This is a genomic window from Brevibacterium ammoniilyticum (assembly GCF_038429965.1).
Classification (GTDB): domain Bacteria; phylum Actinomycetota; class Actinomycetes; order Actinomycetales; family Brevibacteriaceae; genus Brevibacterium; species Brevibacterium ammoniilyticum.
Map to the genome: position 1 here is coordinate 49494 of NZ_BAABNP010000011.1, position 19526 is coordinate 69019.

Below are 19526 nucleotides of genomic sequence, written 5' to 3' on the forward strand. Positions count from 1 at the left end.
CGTACCTACCGGGCATGACGCAGCACAGCAGCATGTCCTCGCCTCGGGTGCGGTTTCTGGCGCACGGGCCGGAGTGGATGATCGCGACTATCGACGGCATCACCTTGCAGGCGGTGCCGGTACGGGTGGAGGAGGTGGAGCAGACCGCGCGGGAGATCGCCGCTCATCTGGGCGGGCCGATCGATGTCGAGGTCCGCGACCATACGGGCACCACCTGGCACACCTTGATCACACCCGATGCCTCCGGTCCCGTCAACTGGCGGGCCAGGGCAGTCGAGCACCGCTCGGATGAGCCGCTCGAGGCCGGAGTGCGGGGGCGTGACGGCGCGGGCTGGTTCGTGGGCGGGATCGCGGTCGCAGTCGCGATGCTGCTCGTACTCAGCGCGCTCCTCTGATCGCCGGTCGGGGCGCGTACCTGGAGGGGTGTGAAACGACGCAAGAACACTCCTGCAGATGCCCCCGCTCCGACGCGCCACAAGCCACGGCGACGCTGCCACGGTTCTCATTCCGCGGGGGCGGGTGAGGTGCCGCCGGTGCTGCCGGTCATCATCGCTGAGGCCGATGGCGATCACCTGCTGGTGACTGTCTCCGGGGCGAAGGACACTGCCGAGCGGGTCGCCCGCACTGATCTCGGGCAGGTTCTTGCCCGCCTCGTCGCCGACCTCGGCGTCCCCACCCGCCTGGAGATCCGCGAAGCCGATGGCCGCGTCCTCGTCGACATCCTCGACCCACCCCACACCCCCGACGAAGACGAGGAGCCTGCCTCCGAGGATCAGGGTGAGGGCGAGGCGGACGCGTCTGGGTTGGTGGAGATCAGCGGGCGCGATTTCACGCCTGGGGAGGCGGTCGCTGCTGCGGTGGTCCTGCGCCACACCTCGGCTGACGGTGACGGAGTTGCCAGTCTGCTGGTCGATCCGGCCCTGCTGCCCGGCGGGGGTGGCGCGGAGGTGGTGCTGGTCGGGCGGATCTCGCAGACGGTGACGGTTCGCCCGCTCACCTGACCGGTGCGCTGCAGCACCAGGCTGTGGCGCAGGAAGGGTGAATCGTGCAGAACCGTCCACCGAACGACCAGCTCGTCAGTCTCGTCCTCGCCGGCCTCGCGATCCTCGCAGGCTTTGCGATGCTGCTGCGCTATGCCGGGAACGCGGCAGCGATCCTCACCGGCCACCCGATCCCGACCGGCAGCCCCGCCTCTGGCCTCGCCGTCCTCGCCCAGCCCCTCACCCCGGGGCAGGCGATCGGAGCGCCAGGGCTGAATCCTTTCGTGTACTGGCTCATCGTTCTCCTTGTTCTCGCCGGTCTTGGGGTGGGGGCGTGGTTCATGCGGCGGCTGGTGCAGCGCAACCAGGAGCAGGCGCGCGTGCATAACCTCGCCGGGACTGCGACGGCGAGCGAGGTCGCCCGCGTCGCCTCCCGCAAGGCACTGCTCAAGCGTGCCAGCACGCTGCGCCCCTCACTCACCGACGGCAAGATCCAGCCCCAGCAGGTCGGGTACCTGCTGGGCAGCGCGAACGGCGGCGAGGTCTGGGCGACCGTCGAGGACTCGATGCTGCTGGTCGGCCCGCCCCGCAGCGGGAAAGGCTTGAACGTCGTCATCAACGCGATCCTGGACGCACCCGGTGCGGTGCTGACCACCAGCACCCGCCCCGACAACCTCACCGCGACCATGAAAGCCAGGGAGAAGAGCGGCCCGGTCGCTGTGTTCGACCCGCAGCACCTCGCCCCGGGGCTGCCGGCGGGGATGCGGTGGTCGATCGTGCGAGGCTGCGCTGACCCGCTCACCGCGATGATCCGCGCCAAGGGTCTCTCCTCCGCATCCGGGTTCGGCGGGGTCTCCGACGGAGGGTTCTGGGAGGGGAAGACGACCGCCGCGATCCAGACGATGCTGCACGCCGCCGCCCTCGACGGACGCGACTCCAAAGCGGTCTATCAGTGGTCGCTGAGCCCGTCGGCGGCCGCGGACGCGGTGCAGATCCTCTCCACACACCCCGACGCCGCCGAAGGATGGGCCGAGTCGCTGGAGGCGATGATCCAATCCGATCCACGCACGAGAGACTCCATATGGCAAGGCGTGTCGTTAGCGTTCGGGTGCCTGGCGGATCCGCGCGTGCTTGACGCGGTCTCGCCCGACCCTGACGAGGTGTTCGACCCGGAGCAGTTCCTCCGAAACAACGGCACCCTGTATCTGCTCGCCACCGGCGCCGGAGCTGGCGCGTCGGCGGCGCTCGTGTCGGCGTTCATCGAGGATCTCGTCGAGACCGGCCGGAAGATCGCCGCAAGATCCGCGGGGTCGCGCATGGACCCGCCCCTGCTGCTGGCGTTGGATGAGATCGGGAACCTCGCGCCCTTGCCTGCACTGCCGGTGCTCATGGCCGAGGGCGGCGGCACCGGGATCACCTGCCTGCCGGTGCTGCAGAGCCTGGCCCAGGCACGCGAGAAATGGGGCGAGAACAACGCCAACGCCCTCTGGGACGCGAGCATTGTGAAGATCCTCCTCGGCGGCGGCAGCAACTCGAAAGACCTGCAGGATCTGGCCTCCCTGATCGGTGAGCGAGACGAGAAGACCGACTCCGTGACGACCGATGCGTACGGGGCGCACTCCAACCAGCGGTCGGTGCGGCGGGTGTCGATCATGCCGCCGGAGGTGCTGCGGACGCTGCCGTTTGGGACGGGGGTGGTGATGCTGCGCACCGCCCGCCCGATCATCACCCGGCTGCGGCCCTGGACCGCGCGGCCGGACGCGGCGCAGCTGAAAGCCAATCGGGGCGAGGTCGAGCAGCTCCTCCACGCCGGCAACGCCTGAGCCCGTGGCGACTGGTTCGGGGTCCTACCTGTCGGGTAGCCCGGCACCTGGCCTGGGCATCACTGAGGAGAGGACCAGATCATGGCGATGCCGACCACGCCCGCGGTGGAGGGTTACTTCACTGCCAACCCGACGCTGAAGCCGACCCGCAACGACTCGCACTACTTCACCGCCCGTGTCGCGCTGAACACCGACGAGGTGCTCGAGGATGGCACGATCGTCGAGCACGAGCCGCACTACACCAACCTCGATATGTTCGGCGCCTCGGCGCAGCGCGCGTTCGAGAAGTACCGCTCGGGTGACGTGTTCATCGCGATCGGCAAGGCCGAGGAGACCGAGCTGACCAACCGCGACGGGGAGCCATTCACCCGTGAGCGGTTCCACGCCCGCGGTATCGGGCACAACAGCAACGTCACCGACTATACCGTCGAGCGGCGCGGCCCCGAACGCGATGCAGCCGGCCAGGAAGGACCCGCCCGCGATGCGGCTCGGGATGCTGCCCAGGCCGAGCAGGGCGTGGAGGCGCAGACCGCGGCCGATGTCGCCCCAACGGTGGCCGAGACGCAGACCGTCGATACCCCGGCCACGGAGACAGAGACTCCCGCGCCCGACGCAGTACCAGCCCAGCCCGGCGCGCAGCAGGTGACGGAGCGTCCGGATGCCGGCCCGGACACCGTGGAGGGGCTGTCAGCCGGTGGGCCGGCGGTCGGCGAAGGCGGGCCGGCGGCGGGAGCTGTCGCCGATTCTGCCGGAGTACAGGCACAGGTCGCCGAGGTCCTCGCCCAGCGCGAGGCACAGGTGAGCGCCGAGCCCACCCCAGAGCACACGGCGACGCAGCCCTCCCACGATCCGGTCGGCCGATAACCCACCGGCCCCATGTACCGGCGCGGCGGTCAGCGCCCCTCAGCCGCCTGCGGCTGACCGCCGCGCCCCCTCTTTTTTGCTGCCGTTTCGATCCAGGAGAACCGCGATGACCACCCCCACACAGCCCGACCCACCTGACCAGCCTGTCGATATGGAGAGCCTGCCCCCTGAGGTGCTGCAGCAGGTGCGGCGCATGGTGCAGGCCGAATACGCCAAAGACCTGCGCACCCAGCTCGGACAGGTGCCACGCACCATCAACTGGCGGACCCTCTCCCCGGAGGATCTCGAGCAGGAGCTGCTCGATCTGAACGCCTTCGTGGATTGGCTCCGACACGAGTACGGGCTGCCCGCCCAGATCATTCCTCCGATGTGGCACCGGCACCCCGAGCTGCTCTGGGAGCTCTCGGCACTGCGGCAGCAATGGCTGACCTGCTACGACCAGCAAGCCAAAGGCAACATGGGTGTGGTCTGGCATGCCGAGTTCGCCGCCGCCCGGGAGCGCCTGCGCGACTGGGTCTCGACCTCTGGGACTCGCCTCGATCGGGACCGGGCGACCCGGATCACCGAATGGCCCGGCGGCGAGGCTGAGGACTTCACCCCGCCGGACACCAGCGAGCGTCCAGTCACCAATCGCAGCAAGGACTTCGTCGCCTTCGTCACCCACGCGGTCCAGGCTCGCCAGGGTGAGCAGGACGCCGCCGTGCGCGAGATCGTCGAGGGAGAGCCGAAGGACCAGTCGTCATGAACACCACCGACGCGCTCCCGGCAGTGTCACCGCTGGTGACCAGCCGCGTCGCAGCAGGGTACCTGAACGTGTCGGAGTCGACACTGTCGAGGTGGCGCAACGAGCACAAAGGGCCACCGTTCTTGCAGATGGATGGCATCATCCGCTACCGGCGTGACGCGCTCGATGCCTGGCTGCGCGAGATCGAGCACGCCCATGAACAATGAGGAAAAGAAGAAGCCGCCGATCCCGCCGATCGGGGTGAAGCTCGCCACGGACCTGGAACACCGCCGCTCCGGGATCCGTGCCCGTGCGCGCTGGACCAACCCACTCACCAAGGAGCGCGAGACCCGAGCACTGGTGGTGCCCGACGAGGAAGCCGCCGAGGAGTTCTTCCAGCAGCTCCAGCGATCGGCCGTACTCGGTGTCGACCTCACCACGACGCTGGCGGACTACATGGAACAGATCGAGGACCGGTGGAAACGCGGCCTCGACCCAACCTCGACCGTACAGGGCTACGAGATCGGCATGCGCCTGCGCGTACTACCCTCCCTCGGGCACCTTCCCGTCGCATCGATCACCACGGGGATGATCGATCGCACCATTGACAGCTGGGAAGACAAGGGGCTTTCCAGCTCGATCATCAAGCACAGCGTCGCCCCGCTGGTACGGATCCTCGACGAGGCCGTACGAGACGAGATCATCGCCAGCAACCCCGCCCGCAACCGCTCCCGCCGAAGCCTCGGCAAACGCACCGCACAAGACCTCACCGAAGACGTCTCCCCGCGCTCCTACGCGCTGCCGAACCTGGAGAAACTCAACGAACTCGCCGGCGCCTGCGCCAAAGTGCACCAGTGCTACTCCGACTACGTGATGCTCGCCGCCCTCCTCGCCGGCCGCAGCAGCGAGGTGGCAGGCCTCCAAGTCGGTGACGTCGACTGGGACACGAACATCGTGACCATCCGCCGCCAAACCAGCCCCGGCGTCGGAGGCCTGGTAACCAAACAGACCAAGGGACGCGACATCCGCCACGTCCCGATCCTGCAGCCCCTCAAACCCGTGCTCGAACGCCTCACCACAGGCCGCAAACCGGAGGAGCGGCTCGTAACCGGACCCCGCGGTGGCGTGCTCACCACGGCGACCGTGCGCGATGCCACCCGCTGGGACGACCTCGTCACAGGCCTCGACGAGCCAAACCTTACCCGGCACAGCCTGCGCCACACCGGGGCCACCTGGATGGCCGACGCAGGCATCCCACTGCACGTGCTCCAGAAGATCCTCGGGCACAAGTCGCTCGAGACCACCCGCGGCTACCTCCACCCCGACAACCGCCAGCTCCTCCAGGCAGCAGACCTCGCCAACGCGTTCTTCGACGCCCAACAGATCGATGCCGATCAGCCCGAACCCGAGACTCGCACGCGCGGCCGCGGCAAGGCCGATCCGCCCGCGCCCTGCCGATGAACGAGGGCGCGGGATGCCTCCACCCGGCGGATTGGTCCCGGTTTGGTCCCGGCTGGTGGTAACAGCGCCGCGAGCGAGGCTCGGGCGTCGCGCACGAGCAGACTCGCGGGACGCCACGCCGGATCTCGAACGGGCTCCTCAAAAACGAAGCAAGCCCAGGTCAGAAACATGCTCTGACCTGGGCTTTTACGTCGGGTTGACAGGATTTGAACCTGCGACCCCCTCACCCCCAGTGAGGTGCGCTACCAAGCTGCGCCACAACCCGTTGTTCAATTATTCGTGCGACTGCGGCCTCTGGCACCCTTAACCCCCAGTCAGGTGCGCTACCAAGCTGCGCCACAGCCCGTGGCATGGATTTTCAGTTGTTCGGGCCGACCAGAGCGGGGTAAACCCACTTAACCCCTCAGTCAAGGACGTCGACGGTCTGACGACGCAGAGCACGGGCCTCCTCGCCCGCGGTGAGCCGGGGCTGCGGCCGTGCACCCCGCGCGGCATCATCACCCTCCTCGACGAGACCGGCATCGACCTCGACGGTGCGCGTGCCGTGGTCATCGGCCGGTCCGAGCTCGTCGGACGGCCCATGGCGCAGCTGCTCGTCAACCGCAATGCGACGGTGACGATCGCCCACTCGCACACCGCGGACCTGCCCGCCGTCGCGCGAGAAGCCGATGTCCTCGTCGTCGCGATGGGTCGGCAGGAGGCCGTCGACGACGCCTTCGTCGCGCCCGGGGCGACGGTCATCGACGTCGGCATCCACCGCACCCCTGCGGGTCTGCGCGGTGACGTCGCCTTCGCCGAGGTGGCCCCCATCGCCGGTGCCATCACCCCGGTTCCCGGCGGGGTCGGTCCGATGACGATCGAGACCCTGCTGCGCAACACCCTCGACGCCGCGCGCCTGCAGGCCGGGTTGCCGCCCAGCGACGCCTGAGCGGGCGGCCGCGCGGCGGCGCGGTGTGCTGACGCCTGTGCCCGGCACTTCGGGCTGACACGGGAAATGGAGGGCCGATCCTCGATGAGGATCGACCCTCCATTCGTGTTGCGCCCGGGACGGCGGGTCCGCAGCCCAGCCGAGCGCCGGCCCGCAGGCGGGGCTCGGGTGCCCCGCCTCGGCGAACCTCAGTGCTGCATCGCGGCGAGCACTTCGGGATCGAGCACGGAGATCGAATGGGACTCCTGGAAGGCGCGGACGCCTTCGATGCCCTGTTCGCGGCCGATCCCGGAGTTCTTCACTCCGCCGAAGGGCGCGCGCAGGTCGAGCCGGGGTGCACCGTGGTCGTTGACCCACACGTACCCGCACTGGAGCTGACCGCCGACCCGTTGAGCCGCTTCGGGGTCGGCCGTCCACACGGATCCGCTCAGGCCCGCCCACGTGTCGTTGGCTGCGGCGATCGCCTCAGCCTCGTCGTCGAAGGGGATGAGCGGGATGACGGGACCGAACTGCTCCTCGGTGACCACGCGCAGCGATGTGTCGGGGTCGATGACGAGGGCCGGGCGGACGAAGTTGCCGCCGCTCATCTCCCCGTCGGGAAGCTGCGCGTACTCGCGGACCTCGGCGCCCGAGGCCTTCGCCTCGGCGATGAGCTCGTCGACGAACTCCTTCTGCTTCGGCGAGTTCAGCGGACCCATCGTCGTCTCGGGATCGAGCCCGTAGCCGAGCCGGACCTTCTCCAGCCGGGCCGCGAGTCCGTCGGTGAGTTCGCCGATGCGGGACCGGTGGACGAAGATGCGCTTGGCGTTCATACAGATCTGACCGGCGGTGTCGTAGATCGCGGAGAACAGCCGATCGAGGTGGGCGTCGTCGAGGATCGCGTCCTCGAGGATGAGCGCGGCGTCGTTGCCGCCGAGCTCGAGCACCACCGCGGTGAGGCTGCCGGAGGCCATCTCCATCATCTTCTTCCCGCCCCCGACGCTGCCGGTGAAGCTCACCTTCGCGATGTCCTCGTTGTGGATGAGGGCGGACATGTTCTCGTCCTTGCCGGTGATGACGTTGAGCACGCCCGGGGGCAGCTTCTCCGCGATCCGCTGGGTGACGAGCGTGGTGGCCAGCGGGGTCGACGGCGGGGATTTGACGATGACGGTGTTGCCGGCGAGCAGCGCGTGCGGCAGGGAGGCGCCGAGGATGGCGATCGGCCAGTTGAAGGGGACGATGATCGTCACGACCCCCATCGGCTTGTGCGCGACCTCGGTGCGGGTGGGGATCCCCGGTGCGGAGTCGAGCACCGTCGAGCGCTCCACCTCGTCGACGAGGTCGAGGGCGAGGTTCCAGCGGATCTCGAGGACGAGCGGGTCGACCCACGCCTCCTGGACGATCTTGCCGTTCTCCTGCGAGAGGATGCGGGCGTCCTCGTCGCGGTCGTCGGCGATCCCGGCGATCGCGGTGCGCATGTGCTCGGCGCGTTCGGCGGCGCTGAGCTTGCCCCAGGATGCGGCGGCGGCCTTGGCGGAGGCGACCGCCTCGGCGACGTCGTCCTTGCTCGCCGAGGCGGCCCGCCCGACGATCCGGCCCGGCTTCGCGGGGTCGGGAACGTCGATCGTCTCCGGCGTGCTGCGGTGTTCGCCGTTGATGTAGAGGTCGGTCTGCACGGTCGTGGTCTCGGTGGTGGCGGTCATGGTTCTCACCTCTCTGTGATGGTTGCGGTGGTGCGGTGGGTGTGGTGCGGTCGGTCTGCGGATGGACGGGGTCGAGAAGGGGTCAGTGGAACGGGTAGAGCGTCTGCGGATTGGTCACGAGGATCTTCTCGCGCGTCGCCGCATCGGGGGCCATCTCGGCGAGGAAGTCGAGGAGGTCGCCGTCGTCGGGCATGTGGCGCACGTTCGGGTGCGGCCAGTCGGTGCCCCAGAGGATGCGGTCTTCGGCCTTCGCGATGAGCTCGCGAGCGAAGGGGACGACATCGGAGTACGGCGGCTCCCCGGTGGCGCTGAGGCGTTCGGCACCGGAGATCTTCACCCACGCCCGGTCGTCGTCGAGGAGGTCGAGCAGGGTCGCGAAGGGCTTCTGGTCCAGGCCGTCGCCGGTGCGCACACGCCCCATGTGGTCGATGATGTAGGGCGTGGGCATGTTCGCCAGCAGGTTCGTGTAGTCGGGGATGTCCTTCGCATCGAAGTGGAGGACGATGTGCCAGCCTTTCGGAGCGACGCGGTGGACGAGCCGCCAGAACTTCTCGAGGTCCGGTCTCCCGCCGAGGTGGGCGACGAAGTTGAAGCGGATGCCGCGGACCCCGGCCTCGTGCATGCGGTCGAGTTCGGCATCGGTCGTCGCATCGTCGATCATCGCGACCCCGGAGAACCGGCCCTCACCGCGTTCGATGGCGTCGAGCATCGCGGAGTTGTCCGTGCCGTGGCAGCTGGCCTGGACGAACACGGCCCGCTCGAGGCCGAGCGTGGACTGGAGGTCGAGGAAGTCCTCGTACCCGGAATCCGGTGGGGTGTAGGAGCGGTTCGGCGCGAACGGGAACGTCGCGGCGGGGCCGAAGATGTGGCAGTGGGCGTCGACGGAGAGCGGCGGAGGAGTGAACGCGGTGGGTGCGTGCGGGTTGCGCACGGGGGCGGGAATCGTGGGGGCATCGGTCATATCGGCTCCTCTGCTGTGGTCCGGCGGTGCGGGTGACGAGTGGTGGCTTGGGTCCGCGGCGGTCAGGTATGCGGCTCTCGGGTCTGCGGCGGTTCGGACTCAGCGGCCGAAGGCCGTTCCGTCCATGAGCTTGCGGGCGGTGCGGACGATCCCGGCGCGACGGATCTCGAGACCGCCGGCACCCCAGTCGGCGTCGACGATGGCGGAGAACGTGCCGGTCGGGTGCTCGATGACGATGGGGGCGGGGCTGCCCGGGGCCGCCTCGGCGGGGGTGGTGGGAGTCTGTGCGAGGGCTGCCGCGGGGGTGCCGGGGATGAGGGTCGCCGTGGCGACGGAGACCGCCGCGAGGACCCCGATGGCGGCATGGACGCGGTGGGGGATGAACGACCGGGTGGAGACCGTGCCGCCGGCGGTCGGCGGACTGACGAGGACCATCTTCGGCACCGTCGTGTGCGAGACGTCGCCGAGGTTCATCAGGCGTCCCGCTTCGAGGCGGAGGCGTTCGACGCGCTCCCGCAGCACGGTGTCGTCCTCGAGTGTCCCGGGTGCCTCCCGGCCGCTCACCCCGAGGTCGGCGGCTGCAAGGACGACGACGGGCATCCCGTTGTCGATGAGCGTGACCTCGATGCCGTCGATGACGTCGACGGGACGGCCCGTGGGCAGCAGCGCCCCCGTGCTCGACCCGGCGATGTCCTCGAAGTCGAGGTCGACCCGGGCACCGGGGAACGGCACGCCTGAGATCATCGTCTGCCCCCGATAGTCGGGGACGCCGCCGATCAGCGGGAAGACCGCGGTGGCGAACGAATCGGTGTTGACCATGCGGATGCGCACCCGGGCCTGCTCACCCGAGGCGGCCACGAGGCCCCGCTCCACGGCGAACGGGCCGACCCCGGCGAGGATGTTCCCGCAGTTCTGCTTCTCACTCACCGTCGCCTGATCGACGCCGAGCTGGAGGAAGAGGTAGTCGACGTCGTGCCCCGCGCCGGCGGGGGAGACGACGGCGACCTTGCTCGTCAGCGTCGTCGCCCCGCCGAGGCCGTCGATCTGCCTGGCGTCCGGGCTGCCCATGATCTCGAGCAGCAGCGCATTGCGCGCGCCCGGATCCGAGGGCAGGTCGGAGGCGAGGAAGTACAGGCCCTTCGAGGTGCCCCCGCGCATGATCATGCAGGGCACCCCGAGCGGGGCGAGTGAGTGGAACGTCGTTGTGTCCGCATTCATGACAGCATTGTAGACATTATTGTTCACCATTGCTTGTGAATCTCATCCCGGCGCCGAGGCGGGGCAGCCTCGGCGCCGGGACGAGGGGTCTCAGAGGTTGAAGACCTTGCGGGAGGTCTCGCCGAGGATGTTGCGCTTGCCCTGGTCGGAGAGGAACGGGATGTGCATGATCCGTCCCGGCACGTCGAAGTCCCAGTGCGGCCAGTCCGAGGAGTACATGAGCGTGTTCTCGGCGTCGATGGCGTCGAACGTCGACTTGAGCAGGGCGTCGTCGGTGATCTCGAGCGGCTGCGAGGTGTAGTACATCTCGCGCATGTACTCGCTCGGCAGCTTCGTGAGCATCGGCGCATCTGAGGTCCGCAGCACGTACTCGTGGTCGAGGCGCTGCATCATGAACGGCAGCCAGGCGAGCCCGCTCTCGATCCAGATCACCTTGAGGTCGGGGAAGCGCTCCGGGATGCCGTTGATGATCCAGTTCGTCAGGTGCGTCATATTGCACGTGACGAAGGACATCGCGTGGACGGAGAGGAAGCGGTTCATCGTCTTCGTCATCGTGTCGCCCCACGAGGGTCCGGCGTGGAAGCCGATGGGCATGCCCAGGCGCTCGAGTTCGGCGTAGACGGGGATGTAGGCGTTGTTGTGCACGCCGACGTGCCGCTGCGAGGTGACGAGGAACCCGATGACGTCGGGGTGGTCGTGGTAGCGGCGGATCGTCTCGAGCGAGGCCGCGGGATTCTCGAATGGGAGTCCGAGCATCGTCTTGATCCGCGGGTCCTTGCCGAGCACGGTCGAGGTGAACCACTTGTTGTAGGCGTTCATCAGCTGCAGGCCGATCTCCGGGCTCGGGTGGAGCCCGATCTCGAGCATCGGCTGCGGGAAGACGACCTGGACGTCGATGCTCATCGAGTCCATGGCCCGCTGGATGAGGGTGACGTCGCGGTGGTTGTCCCCGGGCGGCACGTATTCGGCGAGCTGGGCCTGATGCGGGATGCGCCCGCCGACGTCCTGGAAGGTCAGGCCGGGTGTGAACGCCGAGAGCGCGGTCTCGCCCTGCGGCCAGTCGGCGAGGTGGCGGCGGCCGACGTCGCGGAGCACGGGATCCTCGATGTTCTCGATGATCTCCGGCCATGAGTCGAGTTCGACGTGGTGGGAGTCGACGTCGACGATGAAGTAGTCGTCGAGGCCGAACTTCGCCGTATCCTTGCGGGCATTGGCGAGGATCTCCCGGGAGTCGGTGGCTACGGTGATCTGCTGGGTCGGGTGGAGTTCGACCTTGGTCTCGCTCATAGGGAGAGCATTTCGTCGTCGTGGTCGGCGTTCTCCGGGTTCTCGCGGGAGAACCACAGCGCCAGATCGAAGGGGTTGATGTCCTGCGAGCGCATGAGCGCGGTGACGAGCCGCAGCACGTCCGTCGTCGTCGACTTCTCGCCGGGGATGTCGAGCTGGCCGGTCGGCGTCGTCGCCGCCGCCTTCGTGTACAGGGTCGTGAGGTCGGCGAGAGCGGTGAAGAGATCCTCGATCTCGATCGCGTCGACGCGTCCCTCAAGCAGTTCGCCGAGGTAGGCGTGCAGGTCCGCGGAGATGTCGGCGAACGTGCGCGTCGTCTTCGGGGCCCCGGGTGCCGCGGCGGTGGTGGTCTCAGCGGAGGTCGACATAGATCTCCCCTTCCTCTTCGGTGACGGTGTAGGGCTGGAGTCTGAGCTTGTCGGTCGTCGCGTGGCGGCCGGTGGTGACGTCGAATTCGGCGCCGTGCCACGGGCAGACGATGTGGAGGCGGTCGACGTCGTAGAGCATTCCGGTCACCGTCCGGTCCGGCTGCACATCTTCCTTCACCCGCGGTGTCAGCAGCCCCTGGCACACGGGTCCGCCCTGGTGCGGGCAGGTGTTCGCGTAGGCGTAGACCTCGTCCTTGAAGCGGAAGAGGCCGATCGTGCTCTCACCGATGTCGACGATGAGCCGGCGGCCGTTGCTGAGGTCGGCGCTGTGGGCGACCCTGACTCGACGGATCTGCTTTGCTGGCATGGTCATCCTTCTCTGGCCGCCGAGGCGGTCGGCTTCGTTGCCTGCCATCGCGGAGTGGGGTAGTGCGCCCCGCGATGTTGTTTGTGTACGAACGATCGTAGACAGACGATCGACGTCATGGCAAGGGTCTGCGTGAAATTCGCAGCTGTTACGATGACCGGGTGCCCCACGGAGATCAGATGTATCCGGAGTTCTTCCGCCTGGTTCGGCGCATGCAGCAGCGGCATGCGCAGCTGTGGGCAGCCGGCGACATCCCGATCACGCGGGTCCAGTTCGTCGCCCTGCGCACCCTCGTCGGCAAGCCCGGGATCGAACCGGTCGAGCTCGCCCGACTCCTCGAGATCGACAAGGCCACCCTCGCCGGAGTGCTCTCCCGGCTCGAGGCCACCGGCAACATCCGCCGCGAGGTCGTGCCGTCCGATCGCCGGCGCCGCCTCCTCTTCGTCACCGATGCGGGACGAAAGCTCGTCGCCGACTTCGAACCGGTGACGATCGAGATCAACCGCCGGCTCTTCGCGCCGGTGAGCGAGTCGCAGATGCGCGAACTCCTCAGGCTCATCAGCTACGTCGCCGATGAGGGCAGCGAATAGGCGACCGAACCGACGGCTGCCGCCGGATCCAGCCGGCCCGGTCCGGGTCGAAGCGTTCCCAAAGATTGTTGACAAAATGATTGACAATGTTGTGACGCGGTCGTTAGCGTGACGAGTGGGAGACCTCGCAACGGGCGAGTGCTCCTCCTGGTCACCGGGGACTGAGCCGGCGGACGCGCAGACGCAGCGCCGCCTCGGCGTCGTCGATGGGCCGGGACCGTGTCTCAGGCACCTGCACCCTCTGCGGGTCGGCCGGGACGTCGACTGTGCCAGGGAGAGGCTGAACATGACAACGAAACCGCAGAACCTCCAAGAGGTCATGGACCAAGCGGGAAGCACCGTCGAGCTGCTGCGCAACTCGCAGGTGGGCAAGTACATCTATCCCGTCGTCCCCTCCGAATTCACGAACTGGCGGCGTGAGCAGGAGGCGTGGCGCAACGCCGCGGTCCTCTTCGATCAGTCGCATCACATGGACAGCCTGCGCATCGCCGGACCGGACGCGCTCAAGCTCCTCTCCGACACGGCGATCAACTCGTTCGCGAACTTCCCCGTCAACGCCGCCAAGCAGTACGTGCCGACCGCCTCGAACGGCGGAGTGATCGGCGACGGCATCCTCTTCCACCTCGATGACGAGGAGTTCCTCTACGTCGGCCGCTCCCCGGCCGCGAACTGGCTGACCTGGCGCGCCGAGGACGGGGACTACAAGGTCGACCTGACGATGGACCGCCGTTCCCCTTCGCGCCCCTACGGACACGAGGTCAAGCGCGAGTTCTGGCGCTACCAGATCCAGGGACCGCGGGCCTGGGAGGTCATCGAGAAGCTCCAGGGCGGACCGGTCGACAAGCTCAAGTTCTTCCGCATGGGCACCCTCAACGTCGGCGGCACCGAGGTGCGCACGCTGCGCCACGGCATGGCCGGCGCCCCTGGCCTCGAACTCTGGGGACCCTACGCCGACGCCGATCGCATCCGCGAGACGATCCTCGAGGCCGGCGCCGAGTTCGGTCTCGAGATGGCGGGCATGCGCGCGTACTCCGGCAACACCTTCGAGTCCGGGTGGATCCCCTCGCCGCTGCCGGCGATCTACACCGGCGAGTTCGAAGAGGCCTACCGGAAGTGGCTGCCGGCCGACAGCTACGAAGCCGTCAACGCCCTGGCCGGCTCCTTCGTCTCCGACTCGATCGAGGACTACTACCTCAACCCGTGGGAGCTCGGCTACGGCTCGTTCGTCAAGTTCGACCACGACTTCATCGGCAGGGATGCCCTCGAGAAGGTCGATGTCGACTCCCAGCGCCGCAAGGTCACCCTCGCGTGGAACGCCGAGGACCTGACGAAGGTGCTCGGATCGCTGCTCGACCCGAATTCGGTGGGCAACCAGTTCTTCGACTTCCCGAACGCGAACTACGGGTCGAGCAACTTCGACTCCGTCATCGACGCCGACGGCAAGGTCGTCGGTTTCTCGATGTTCACCGGCTACACCGCGAACGAGCGCACGGGCCTGTCGATGGCCACCGTCGACCCGAGCGTGCCGATCGGCGCCGAGGTGCGCGTGGTCTGGGGTGAGCCCGACGGCGGCAGCCGCAAGACCACCGTGCAGCCGACCGACCAGGCCTTCGTCCGGGCGATCGTCAGCCCGGCGCCGTACTCGGCCGTCGCACGTGAGGAGTACCAGCAGGGCTGGCGCACCGCGAGCTGAGCCCACAAACTTCACCCGACGTCCCAAATGCGACCCGGCGCCGCATCCCATTTGGGACGTCGGGTGAAGTGAGGGAGGGATTCGGTCTGCGGGCCGGGTCCCTCCTCGGCGTGCCCGGGCCGGTTGTCCTCGAGTGCGCTGTGCCACTACACTGGGTGCGGACAATTTCATACGCCGTTAAGACATGACGTGGGAGAGCTGCGCAGCCGCATCAGCACTGTGCAGCGCCGTAGGTGCAATTCCCTCCCCGGGAAACTCTCAGGCCCAGTACCACCGATTGCAGGCATATCTGGAGGACCGCCACCTCGTCGCACCCCGTGCTGCGAACCGGCGCTCCGACAGATCGGGGAGGACCTTCACTGCTCAGTGCGTCCTCCACAGGTGGGCGCGACACCGACCAAGGACGGCAATTGACCAGTTCACTCGCCCACACCACGCAGGCCACCGGAGACACGGCGCGCCCGTTCTCCGACCGGCACATCGGACCCCGCGCTGACGACACCGAGGCGATGCTCGCCGAACTCGGCTACGAGTCCCTCGAAGCACTCTCCACCGCCGCCGTCCCGGCCTCCATCCAGATCGACGGCCTCAATCTGCCCACCGGCAAGTCCGAGACCGAGGTCCTCGCCGACCTCCGCAACCTCGCCTCCCAGAACGTCATGCGCACGCAGATGATCGGCCAGGGCTACTTCGACACCGTCACCCCGGCCGTCATCCGCCGCAACATGGTGGAGAACCCCGCCTGGTACACGGCGTACACGCCCTACCAGCCCGAGATCTCCCAGGGCCGCCTCGAAGCTCTGCTCAACTTCCAGCAGGTCGTCGAAGACCTCACCGGCCTCGACATCGCCAATGCCTCGCTGCTCGATGAGGCCACCGCCGTCGCCGAGGCGGTCCTGCTCATGCGTCGGTCCGTGAAGAAGGGCTCCACGGTCGTCCTCGACTCCGAGCTCCACCCGCAGGTCATCGCCAACGTCCACGTCCGCGCCCGCGCGCTCGACTTCGACGTCGTCGTCGCCGACCTCTCCGAAGGCCTCGTCGGCGAGGACATCTTCGGCATCGTCTGCGCCCAGCCCGGCACCACCGGCGCCATCCGCGACTTCACCGCAGCCGTCGAAGGCGCTCACGAACGCGGGGCGCTCGTCACCTTCGACACCGACCTCCTCGCCCTCACCCTGCTCAAGGACCCGGCCTCGCAGGGCGCGGACATCGCCGTCGGCTCGGCCCAGCGCTTCGGCGTTCCGCTCTTCTTCGGCGGACCCCATGCCGCGTTCATGTCCGTCAAGGACTCCTTGCAGCGTCAGCTGCCCGGCCGCCTCGTCGGCGTCTCGAAGGACGCCCAGGGCAAGCCCGGCTACCGTCTGGCCCTGCAGACCCGTGAGCAGCACATCCGCCGGCAGAAGGCGACGAGCAACATCTGCACCGCGCAGGCCCTGCTCGCCAACGTCGCCTCGATGTACGCCGTCTACCACGGCCCCATCGGCCTGACCCGCATCGCCTCCCGCATCCACCGCCTCGCCGAGGCCTTCGCTGCGGCCGCCGACACGGCACCGGGCGCCGAGGTGGTCACCCGTGACTTCTTCGACACCGTGGCCATCCGCGTCGCCGACGCCGAAGCCGCCCGACTCGTCGCCGATGCCGCCGGCTTCAACATCCGCGTCATCGACCCGAGCACGATCGGCGTCTCCTTCGGCGAATCCCACACGGTCGCCGACGCCAACGCCCTGCTCGCGGCCCTGAGCATCGCGGCCCGCATCGACGCCGATAACTTCGCGGCCGCCTCGGCGGGGACCTTCGGACCCAACCAGATCCCGGAACCGCAGTTCGATGCGAACCTGCACCGGGACACCGAGTTCCTCACCCACCCGGTGTTCAACACGCACGGCTCCGAGACCTCGATGATGCGCTACCTGCGCACCCTGGCCGACCGGGACCTCGCGCTCGACCGGACGATGATCCCGCTGGGTTCGTGCACGATGAAGCTCAACTCGGCCATCGAGATGGAGCCGATCACGTGGCCCGAGTTCGCCACGATCCACCCCTTCGCCCCGATCGAGCAGACGCAGGGATGGCGCACGCTCATCGGCCGCCTCGAGGACTCCCTCGTCGAGGTCACCGGCTACGACCGCGTCTCCCTCCAGCCCAACGCCGGTTCCCAGGGTGAGTTCGCGGGCCTGCTCGCGATCCGCCTCTACCACCGGGAGAACGGCAACCCGCAGCGCACCGTGTGCCTCATCCCGCAGTCGGCTCACGGCACGAACGCCGCCTCCGCGGTGCTCGCCGGCCTCGAGGTCCAGGTCGTCGCGACGGCCGACGACGGGTCGATCGACCTCGACGACCTCGACGCGAAGATCGAGAAGACCGGTGACCGGCTCGCCGCGATCATGATCACCTACCCGTCGACGCACGGCGTCTTCGAGTCCGAGGTCCGCGAAGTCTGCGACAAGGTCCACGCGGCCGGCGGCCAGGTCTACGTCGACGGCGCGAACCTCAACGCCCTCGTCGGTCTCGCGAAGCCCGGCGAGTTCGGCGGCGACGTCTCCCACCTCAACCTCCACAAGACCTTCTGCATCCCGCACGGCGGCGGCGGCCCCGGTGTCGGTCCGGTCGCTGTCCGCGAGCACCTCGCCCCGCACCTGCCCGGCAACCCCGTCAACCCGGACCTCGTCTCCGGCGACATGTCGACCGTCGATCTCCCGGTCTCCGGCTCGCTCTACGGGTCTGCAGGCGTCCTGCCGATCAGCTTCGCCTACCTCGAGCTCATGGGCGGGGAAGGGCTGCGGGAGGCGACCCGGGCGGCCCTGCTCGGCGCGAACTACATCGCGAAGAAGCTGGGCGACGTCTTCCCGGTCCTCTACTCGGGGGAGAACGGACTCGTCGGGCACGAGACGATCCTCGATCTCCGTGAGATCACCGCGAAGACCGGTGTCACCGCCGAGGATGTCGCCAAGCGCCTCATCGACTACGGCTTCCACGCCCCGACGCTCGCGTTCCCGGTGCCCGGCACCCTCATGGTCGAACCGACCGAGTCCGAGGACAAGGCCGAACTCGACCGGTTCATCGAGGCGATGCGCAGCATCCGGGCCGAGATCGACCAGATCGGCACCGACTACTCCTACGAGGAGTCTCCGCTCAAGGCGGCCCCGCATCCGGCGACGGTCGTCATGGACGACTGGGACGGCAAGTACAGCCGGGAGACCGCGGTCTTCCCGGTCCCCGGCCTGCGCCTGACGAAGTACTTCCCGCCGGTGAGCCGCATCGACGGCGCGTACGGCGACCGCAACCTGGTGTGCTCCTGCCCGCCCCCCGAGGCCTTCGAGACGACCGAGAACGAGGACGACTGATGAGTGAGACGACCCAGATCAGGCAGACCCCGCTGCACGGCGAACATGAGAAGCTCGGGGCGACATTCACCGACTTCGGCGGCTGGGACATGCCGCTCAAGTACGGCTCCGAACTCGCCGAGCACCGTGCGGTGCGCGAGGCCGCCGGCATCTTCGACCTCTCCCACATGGGCGAGGTGCGCATCACGGGCGCCGCGGCCGCGGCGTTCCTCGACTACGCGCTCGTCGCGAAGTACGCGACGATGAAGGTGGGCAAGGCGAAGTACGGAGTCATCGTCAACGCGCAGGGGTACCTGCTCGACGATCTCATCACGTACCGCCTCGGCGAGGAGGAGTTCCTCATCGTCCCCAACGCCTCGAACACGCCGGCCGTCGTCGAGGCCCTGCAGGAGCGCCTGCAGACCTTCCTCACCGAGGTCGAGCCCGGCGCCGATGTGCGCATGGCCGATGAGTCCGCGGACACTGCGCTCATCGCCGTCCAGGGTCCCACCTCGGAGGCCATCATCCTCACCGCCCTCGACGAGGGTGCCGACGGGGAGTTCGGTCCGGCGACGACGAGCGTCGATGAGGACCCGACCGGGACGATCACCGTCGGCCAGGCCGTGCGGGAGCTGAAGTACTACGCGTGGATGCCGGTGACGATCGCCGGGATCGACCTCGTGCTCGCCCGCACCGGCTACACCGGTGAGGACGGCTTCGAACTCTACGTCCCCAACATCGCCGCAGTGCGCCTGTGGGAGACCCTCGTCGCCGCCGGCGCCGAGCACGGCCTCGTGCCGGCAGGGCTGGCCGCCCGCGATTCGCTGCGCCTCGAAGCGGGAATGCCGCTCTACGGCAACGAGCTCACCCTGGACACGACCCCGTACGATGCGGGGCTCGGCCGGATGATCGGGTTCAAGACGAAGGAGACGTTCGTCGCCCGCGACGAGCTCGCCGCCCTCGGGGAGACCGAACCGCAGCGCGTCCTCGTCGGTCTCGTCTCCGAGGGCCGCCGCGCCGCACGTGCAGGGTCGGCGATCATCGTCGACGGCGCCGAGGTGGGGGTCGTGACCTCCGGGCAGCCCTCGCCGACGCTCGGCCACCCGATCGCGCTCGCCTCCCTCGACCGCGGCCTCGCCGTGCCCGGCACCGAGGTGTCCGTGGACATCCGCGGCAAGGCACACGACTTCCGCGTGGTCGAACTGCCGTTCTACAAGCGTTCGGCAAACTGACGCATCACAACCGGTGAGACTTGTC

At 68.4% G+C, this 19526-nt stretch carries 18 protein-coding genes, 1 tRNA gene and 1 riboswitch; of the genes, 12 read left to right on the plus strand and 7 right to left on the minus strand.

Going from position 1 to position 19526, the window contains the following annotated elements:
* Positions 1-14 precede the first annotated feature (14 nt).
* The 7 genes from AAHA49_RS13250 (at position 15) to AAHA49_RS13280 (ending at position 5852) form a co-directional block, all read left to right on the plus strand.
* Entirely contained in the window at positions 15-395 is a 381-nt protein-coding gene (locus AAHA49_RS13250; protein ID WP_201671075.1) for a hypothetical protein, read from the plus strand.
* Positions 396-533: 138 nt separating this feature from the next.
* Positions 534-1001, plus strand: coding sequence for a hypothetical protein (locus AAHA49_RS13255; protein WP_201671073.1), 468 nt, complete (start codon positions 534-536; stop codon positions 999-1001).
* A gap of 44 nt (positions 1002-1045) precedes the next feature.
* Positions 1046-2803 (plus strand): type IV secretory system conjugative DNA transfer family protein, encoded by a 1758-nt coding sequence (locus tag AAHA49_RS13260; RefSeq protein WP_425547698.1) that lies wholly within the window; start codon positions 1046-1048, stop codon positions 2801-2803.
* An 81-nt stretch (positions 2804-2884) separates the two neighbouring features.
* Positions 2885-3667 (plus strand): hypothetical protein, encoded by a 783-nt coding sequence (locus AAHA49_RS13265; protein ID WP_201671071.1) that lies wholly within the window; start codon positions 2885-2887, stop codon positions 3665-3667.
* A gap of 151 nt (positions 3668-3818) precedes the next feature.
* Positions 3819-4412: a hypothetical protein gene (locus tag AAHA49_RS13270; RefSeq protein WP_236586870.1), complete on the plus strand. Its 594-nt coding sequence runs from the start codon at positions 3819-3821 to the stop codon at positions 4410-4412.
* Positions 4409-4618 carry a helix-turn-helix domain-containing protein gene (locus AAHA49_RS13275; RefSeq protein WP_201671069.1) on the plus strand — a complete coding sequence of 70 codons (210 nt, stop codon included), beginning with the start codon at positions 4409-4411 and terminating at the stop codon, positions 4616-4618. Before AAHA49_RS13270 ends, AAHA49_RS13275 begins: the two co-directional genes overlap by 4 nt.
* Positions 4608-5852 carry a tyrosine-type recombinase/integrase gene (locus AAHA49_RS13280; RefSeq protein ID WP_201672109.1) on the plus strand — a complete coding sequence of 415 codons (1245 nt, stop codon included), beginning with the start codon at positions 4608-4610 and terminating at the stop codon, positions 5850-5852. The genes AAHA49_RS13275 and AAHA49_RS13280 overlap by 11 nt, the downstream gene beginning before the upstream one ends.
* A 191-nt stretch (positions 5853-6043) precedes the next feature.
* On the opposite strand, the gene AAHA49_RS13285 is transcribed toward AAHA49_RS13280, so the two are convergent.
* Positions 6044-6117, minus strand: a tRNA-Pro gene (locus tag AAHA49_RS13285).
* Positions 6118-6321: 204 nt separating this feature from the next.
* Here AAHA49_RS13285 and AAHA49_RS13290 point away from each other — a divergent pair.
* Positions 6322-6780 (plus strand): hypothetical protein, encoded by a 459-nt coding sequence (locus AAHA49_RS13290; RefSeq protein WP_483073342.1) that lies wholly within the window; start codon positions 6322-6324, stop codon positions 6778-6780.
* Between the two features lie 188 nt (positions 6781-6968).
* Here the strand turns inward: AAHA49_RS13290 and AAHA49_RS13295 are convergent, their stop codons facing one another.
* From AAHA49_RS13295 to AAHA49_RS13320, 6 genes are all read right to left on the minus strand, one after another.
* On the minus strand, positions 6969-8462 hold the full coding sequence (locus tag AAHA49_RS13295) for an aldehyde dehydrogenase family protein (protein WP_342038616.1): 1494 nt from the start codon (positions 8460-8462) through the stop codon (positions 6969-6971).
* 82 nt (positions 8463-8544) lie between these two features.
* Entirely contained in the window at positions 8545-9423 is an 879-nt protein-coding gene (locus tag AAHA49_RS13300) for an amidohydrolase family protein (protein ID WP_137826924.1), read from the minus strand.
* A 99-nt stretch (positions 9424-9522) separates the two neighbouring features.
* On the minus strand, positions 9523-10641 hold the full coding sequence (locus AAHA49_RS13305) for a 4-oxalomesaconate tautomerase (RefSeq protein ID WP_342038617.1): 1119 nt from the start codon (positions 10639-10641) through the stop codon (positions 9523-9525).
* A 90-nt stretch (positions 10642-10731) separates the two neighbouring features.
* Positions 10732-11928: an amidohydrolase family protein gene (locus AAHA49_RS13310; protein WP_137826218.1), complete on the minus strand. Its 1197-nt coding sequence runs from the start codon at positions 11926-11928 to the stop codon at positions 10732-10734.
* Complete coding sequence (locus tag AAHA49_RS13315) at positions 11925-12296, minus strand: hypothetical protein (RefSeq protein WP_342038618.1); 372 nt, start codon at positions 12294-12296, stop codon at positions 11925-11927. Before AAHA49_RS13315 ends, AAHA49_RS13310 begins: the two co-directional genes overlap by 4 nt.
* Entirely contained in the window at positions 12280-12663 is a 384-nt protein-coding gene (locus AAHA49_RS13320) for a Rieske (2Fe-2S) protein (RefSeq protein WP_137826220.1), read from the minus strand. Before AAHA49_RS13320 ends, AAHA49_RS13315 begins: the two co-directional genes overlap by 17 nt.
* Positions 12664-12842: 179 nt before the next feature.
* Between AAHA49_RS13320 and AAHA49_RS13325 the strand changes: the two genes are divergently transcribed.
* From AAHA49_RS13325 to AAHA49_RS13340, 4 genes are all read left to right on the plus strand, one after another.
* A complete protein-coding gene (locus AAHA49_RS13325; RefSeq protein ID WP_342038619.1) occupies positions 12843-13253 on the plus strand; it encodes a MarR family winged helix-turn-helix transcriptional regulator in 411 nt (136 codons plus the stop codon).
* Between the two features lie 286 nt (positions 13254-13539).
* On the plus strand, positions 13540-14946 hold the full coding sequence (ligM, locus tag AAHA49_RS13330) for a vanillate/3-O-methylgallate O-demethylase (RefSeq protein ID WP_137826222.1): 1407 nt from the start codon (positions 13540-13542) through the stop codon (positions 14944-14946).
* Positions 14947-15126: 180 nt separating this feature from the next.
* A riboswitch (glycine riboswitch) is annotated at positions 15127-15229 on the plus strand.
* Positions 15230-15356: 127 nt separating this feature from the next.
* Positions 15357-18290, plus strand: a complete 2934-nt coding sequence (gene gcvP / locus AAHA49_RS13335; RefSeq protein ID WP_342038620.1) for an aminomethyl-transferring glycine dehydrogenase — start codon at positions 15357-15359, stop codon at positions 18288-18290.
* Positions 18290-19501, plus strand: a complete 1212-nt coding sequence (locus tag AAHA49_RS13340) for a glycine cleavage system aminomethyltransferase GcvT (RefSeq protein ID WP_342038621.1) — start codon at positions 18290-18292, stop codon at positions 19499-19501. The genes gcvP and AAHA49_RS13340 overlap by 1 nt, the downstream gene beginning before the upstream one ends.
* Positions 19502-19526 lie beyond the last annotated feature (25 nt).

Coding starts and splice junctions, on each gene's coding strand:
- AAHA49_RS13250 (WP_201671075.1), top strand. CDS start 15: ATGACGCAGCACAGCAGCATGTCCTCGCCTCGGGTGCGGTTTCTGGCG.
- AAHA49_RS13265 (WP_201671071.1), top strand. CDS start 2,885: ATGGCGATGCCGACCACGCCCGCGGTGGAGGGTTACTTCACTGCCAAC.
- AAHA49_RS13270 (WP_236586870.1), top strand. CDS start 3,819: ATGGAGAGCCTGCCCCCTGAGGTGCTGCAGCAGGTGCGGCGCATGGTG.
- AAHA49_RS13275 (WP_201671069.1), top strand. CDS start 4,409: ATGAACACCACCGACGCGCTCCCGGCAGTGTCACCGCTGGTGACCAGC.
- AAHA49_RS13280 (WP_201672109.1), top strand. CDS start 4,608: ATGAACAATGAGGAAAAGAAGAAGCCGCCGATCCCGCCGATCGGGGTG.
- AAHA49_RS13295 (WP_342038616.1), bottom strand. CDS start 8,462: ATGACCGCCACCACCGAGACCACGACCGTGCAGACCGACCTCTACATC.
- AAHA49_RS13300 (WP_137826924.1), bottom strand. CDS start 9,423: ATGACCGATGCCCCCACGATTCCCGCCCCCGTGCGCAACCCGCACGCA.
- AAHA49_RS13305 (WP_342038617.1), bottom strand. CDS start 10,641: ATGAATGCGGACACAACGACGTTCCACTCACTCGCCCCGCTCGGGGTG.
- AAHA49_RS13310 (WP_137826218.1), bottom strand. CDS start 11,928: ATGAGCGAGACCAAGGTCGAACTCCACCCGACCCAGCAGATCACCGTA.
- AAHA49_RS13315 (WP_342038618.1), bottom strand. CDS start 12,296: ATGTCGACCTCCGCTGAGACCACCACCGCCGCGGCACCCGGGGCCCCG.
- AAHA49_RS13320 (WP_137826220.1), bottom strand. CDS start 12,663: ATGCCAGCAAAGCAGATCCGTCGAGTCAGGGTCGCCCACAGCGCCGAC.
- AAHA49_RS13325 (WP_342038619.1), top strand. CDS start 12,843: ATGTATCCGGAGTTCTTCCGCCTGGTTCGGCGCATGCAGCAGCGGCAT.
- ligM (WP_137826222.1), top strand. CDS start 13,540: ATGACAACGAAACCGCAGAACCTCCAAGAGGTCATGGACCAAGCGGGA.
- AAHA49_RS13340 (WP_342038621.1), top strand. CDS start 18,290: ATGAGTGAGACGACCCAGATCAGGCAGACCCCGCTGCACGGCGAACAT.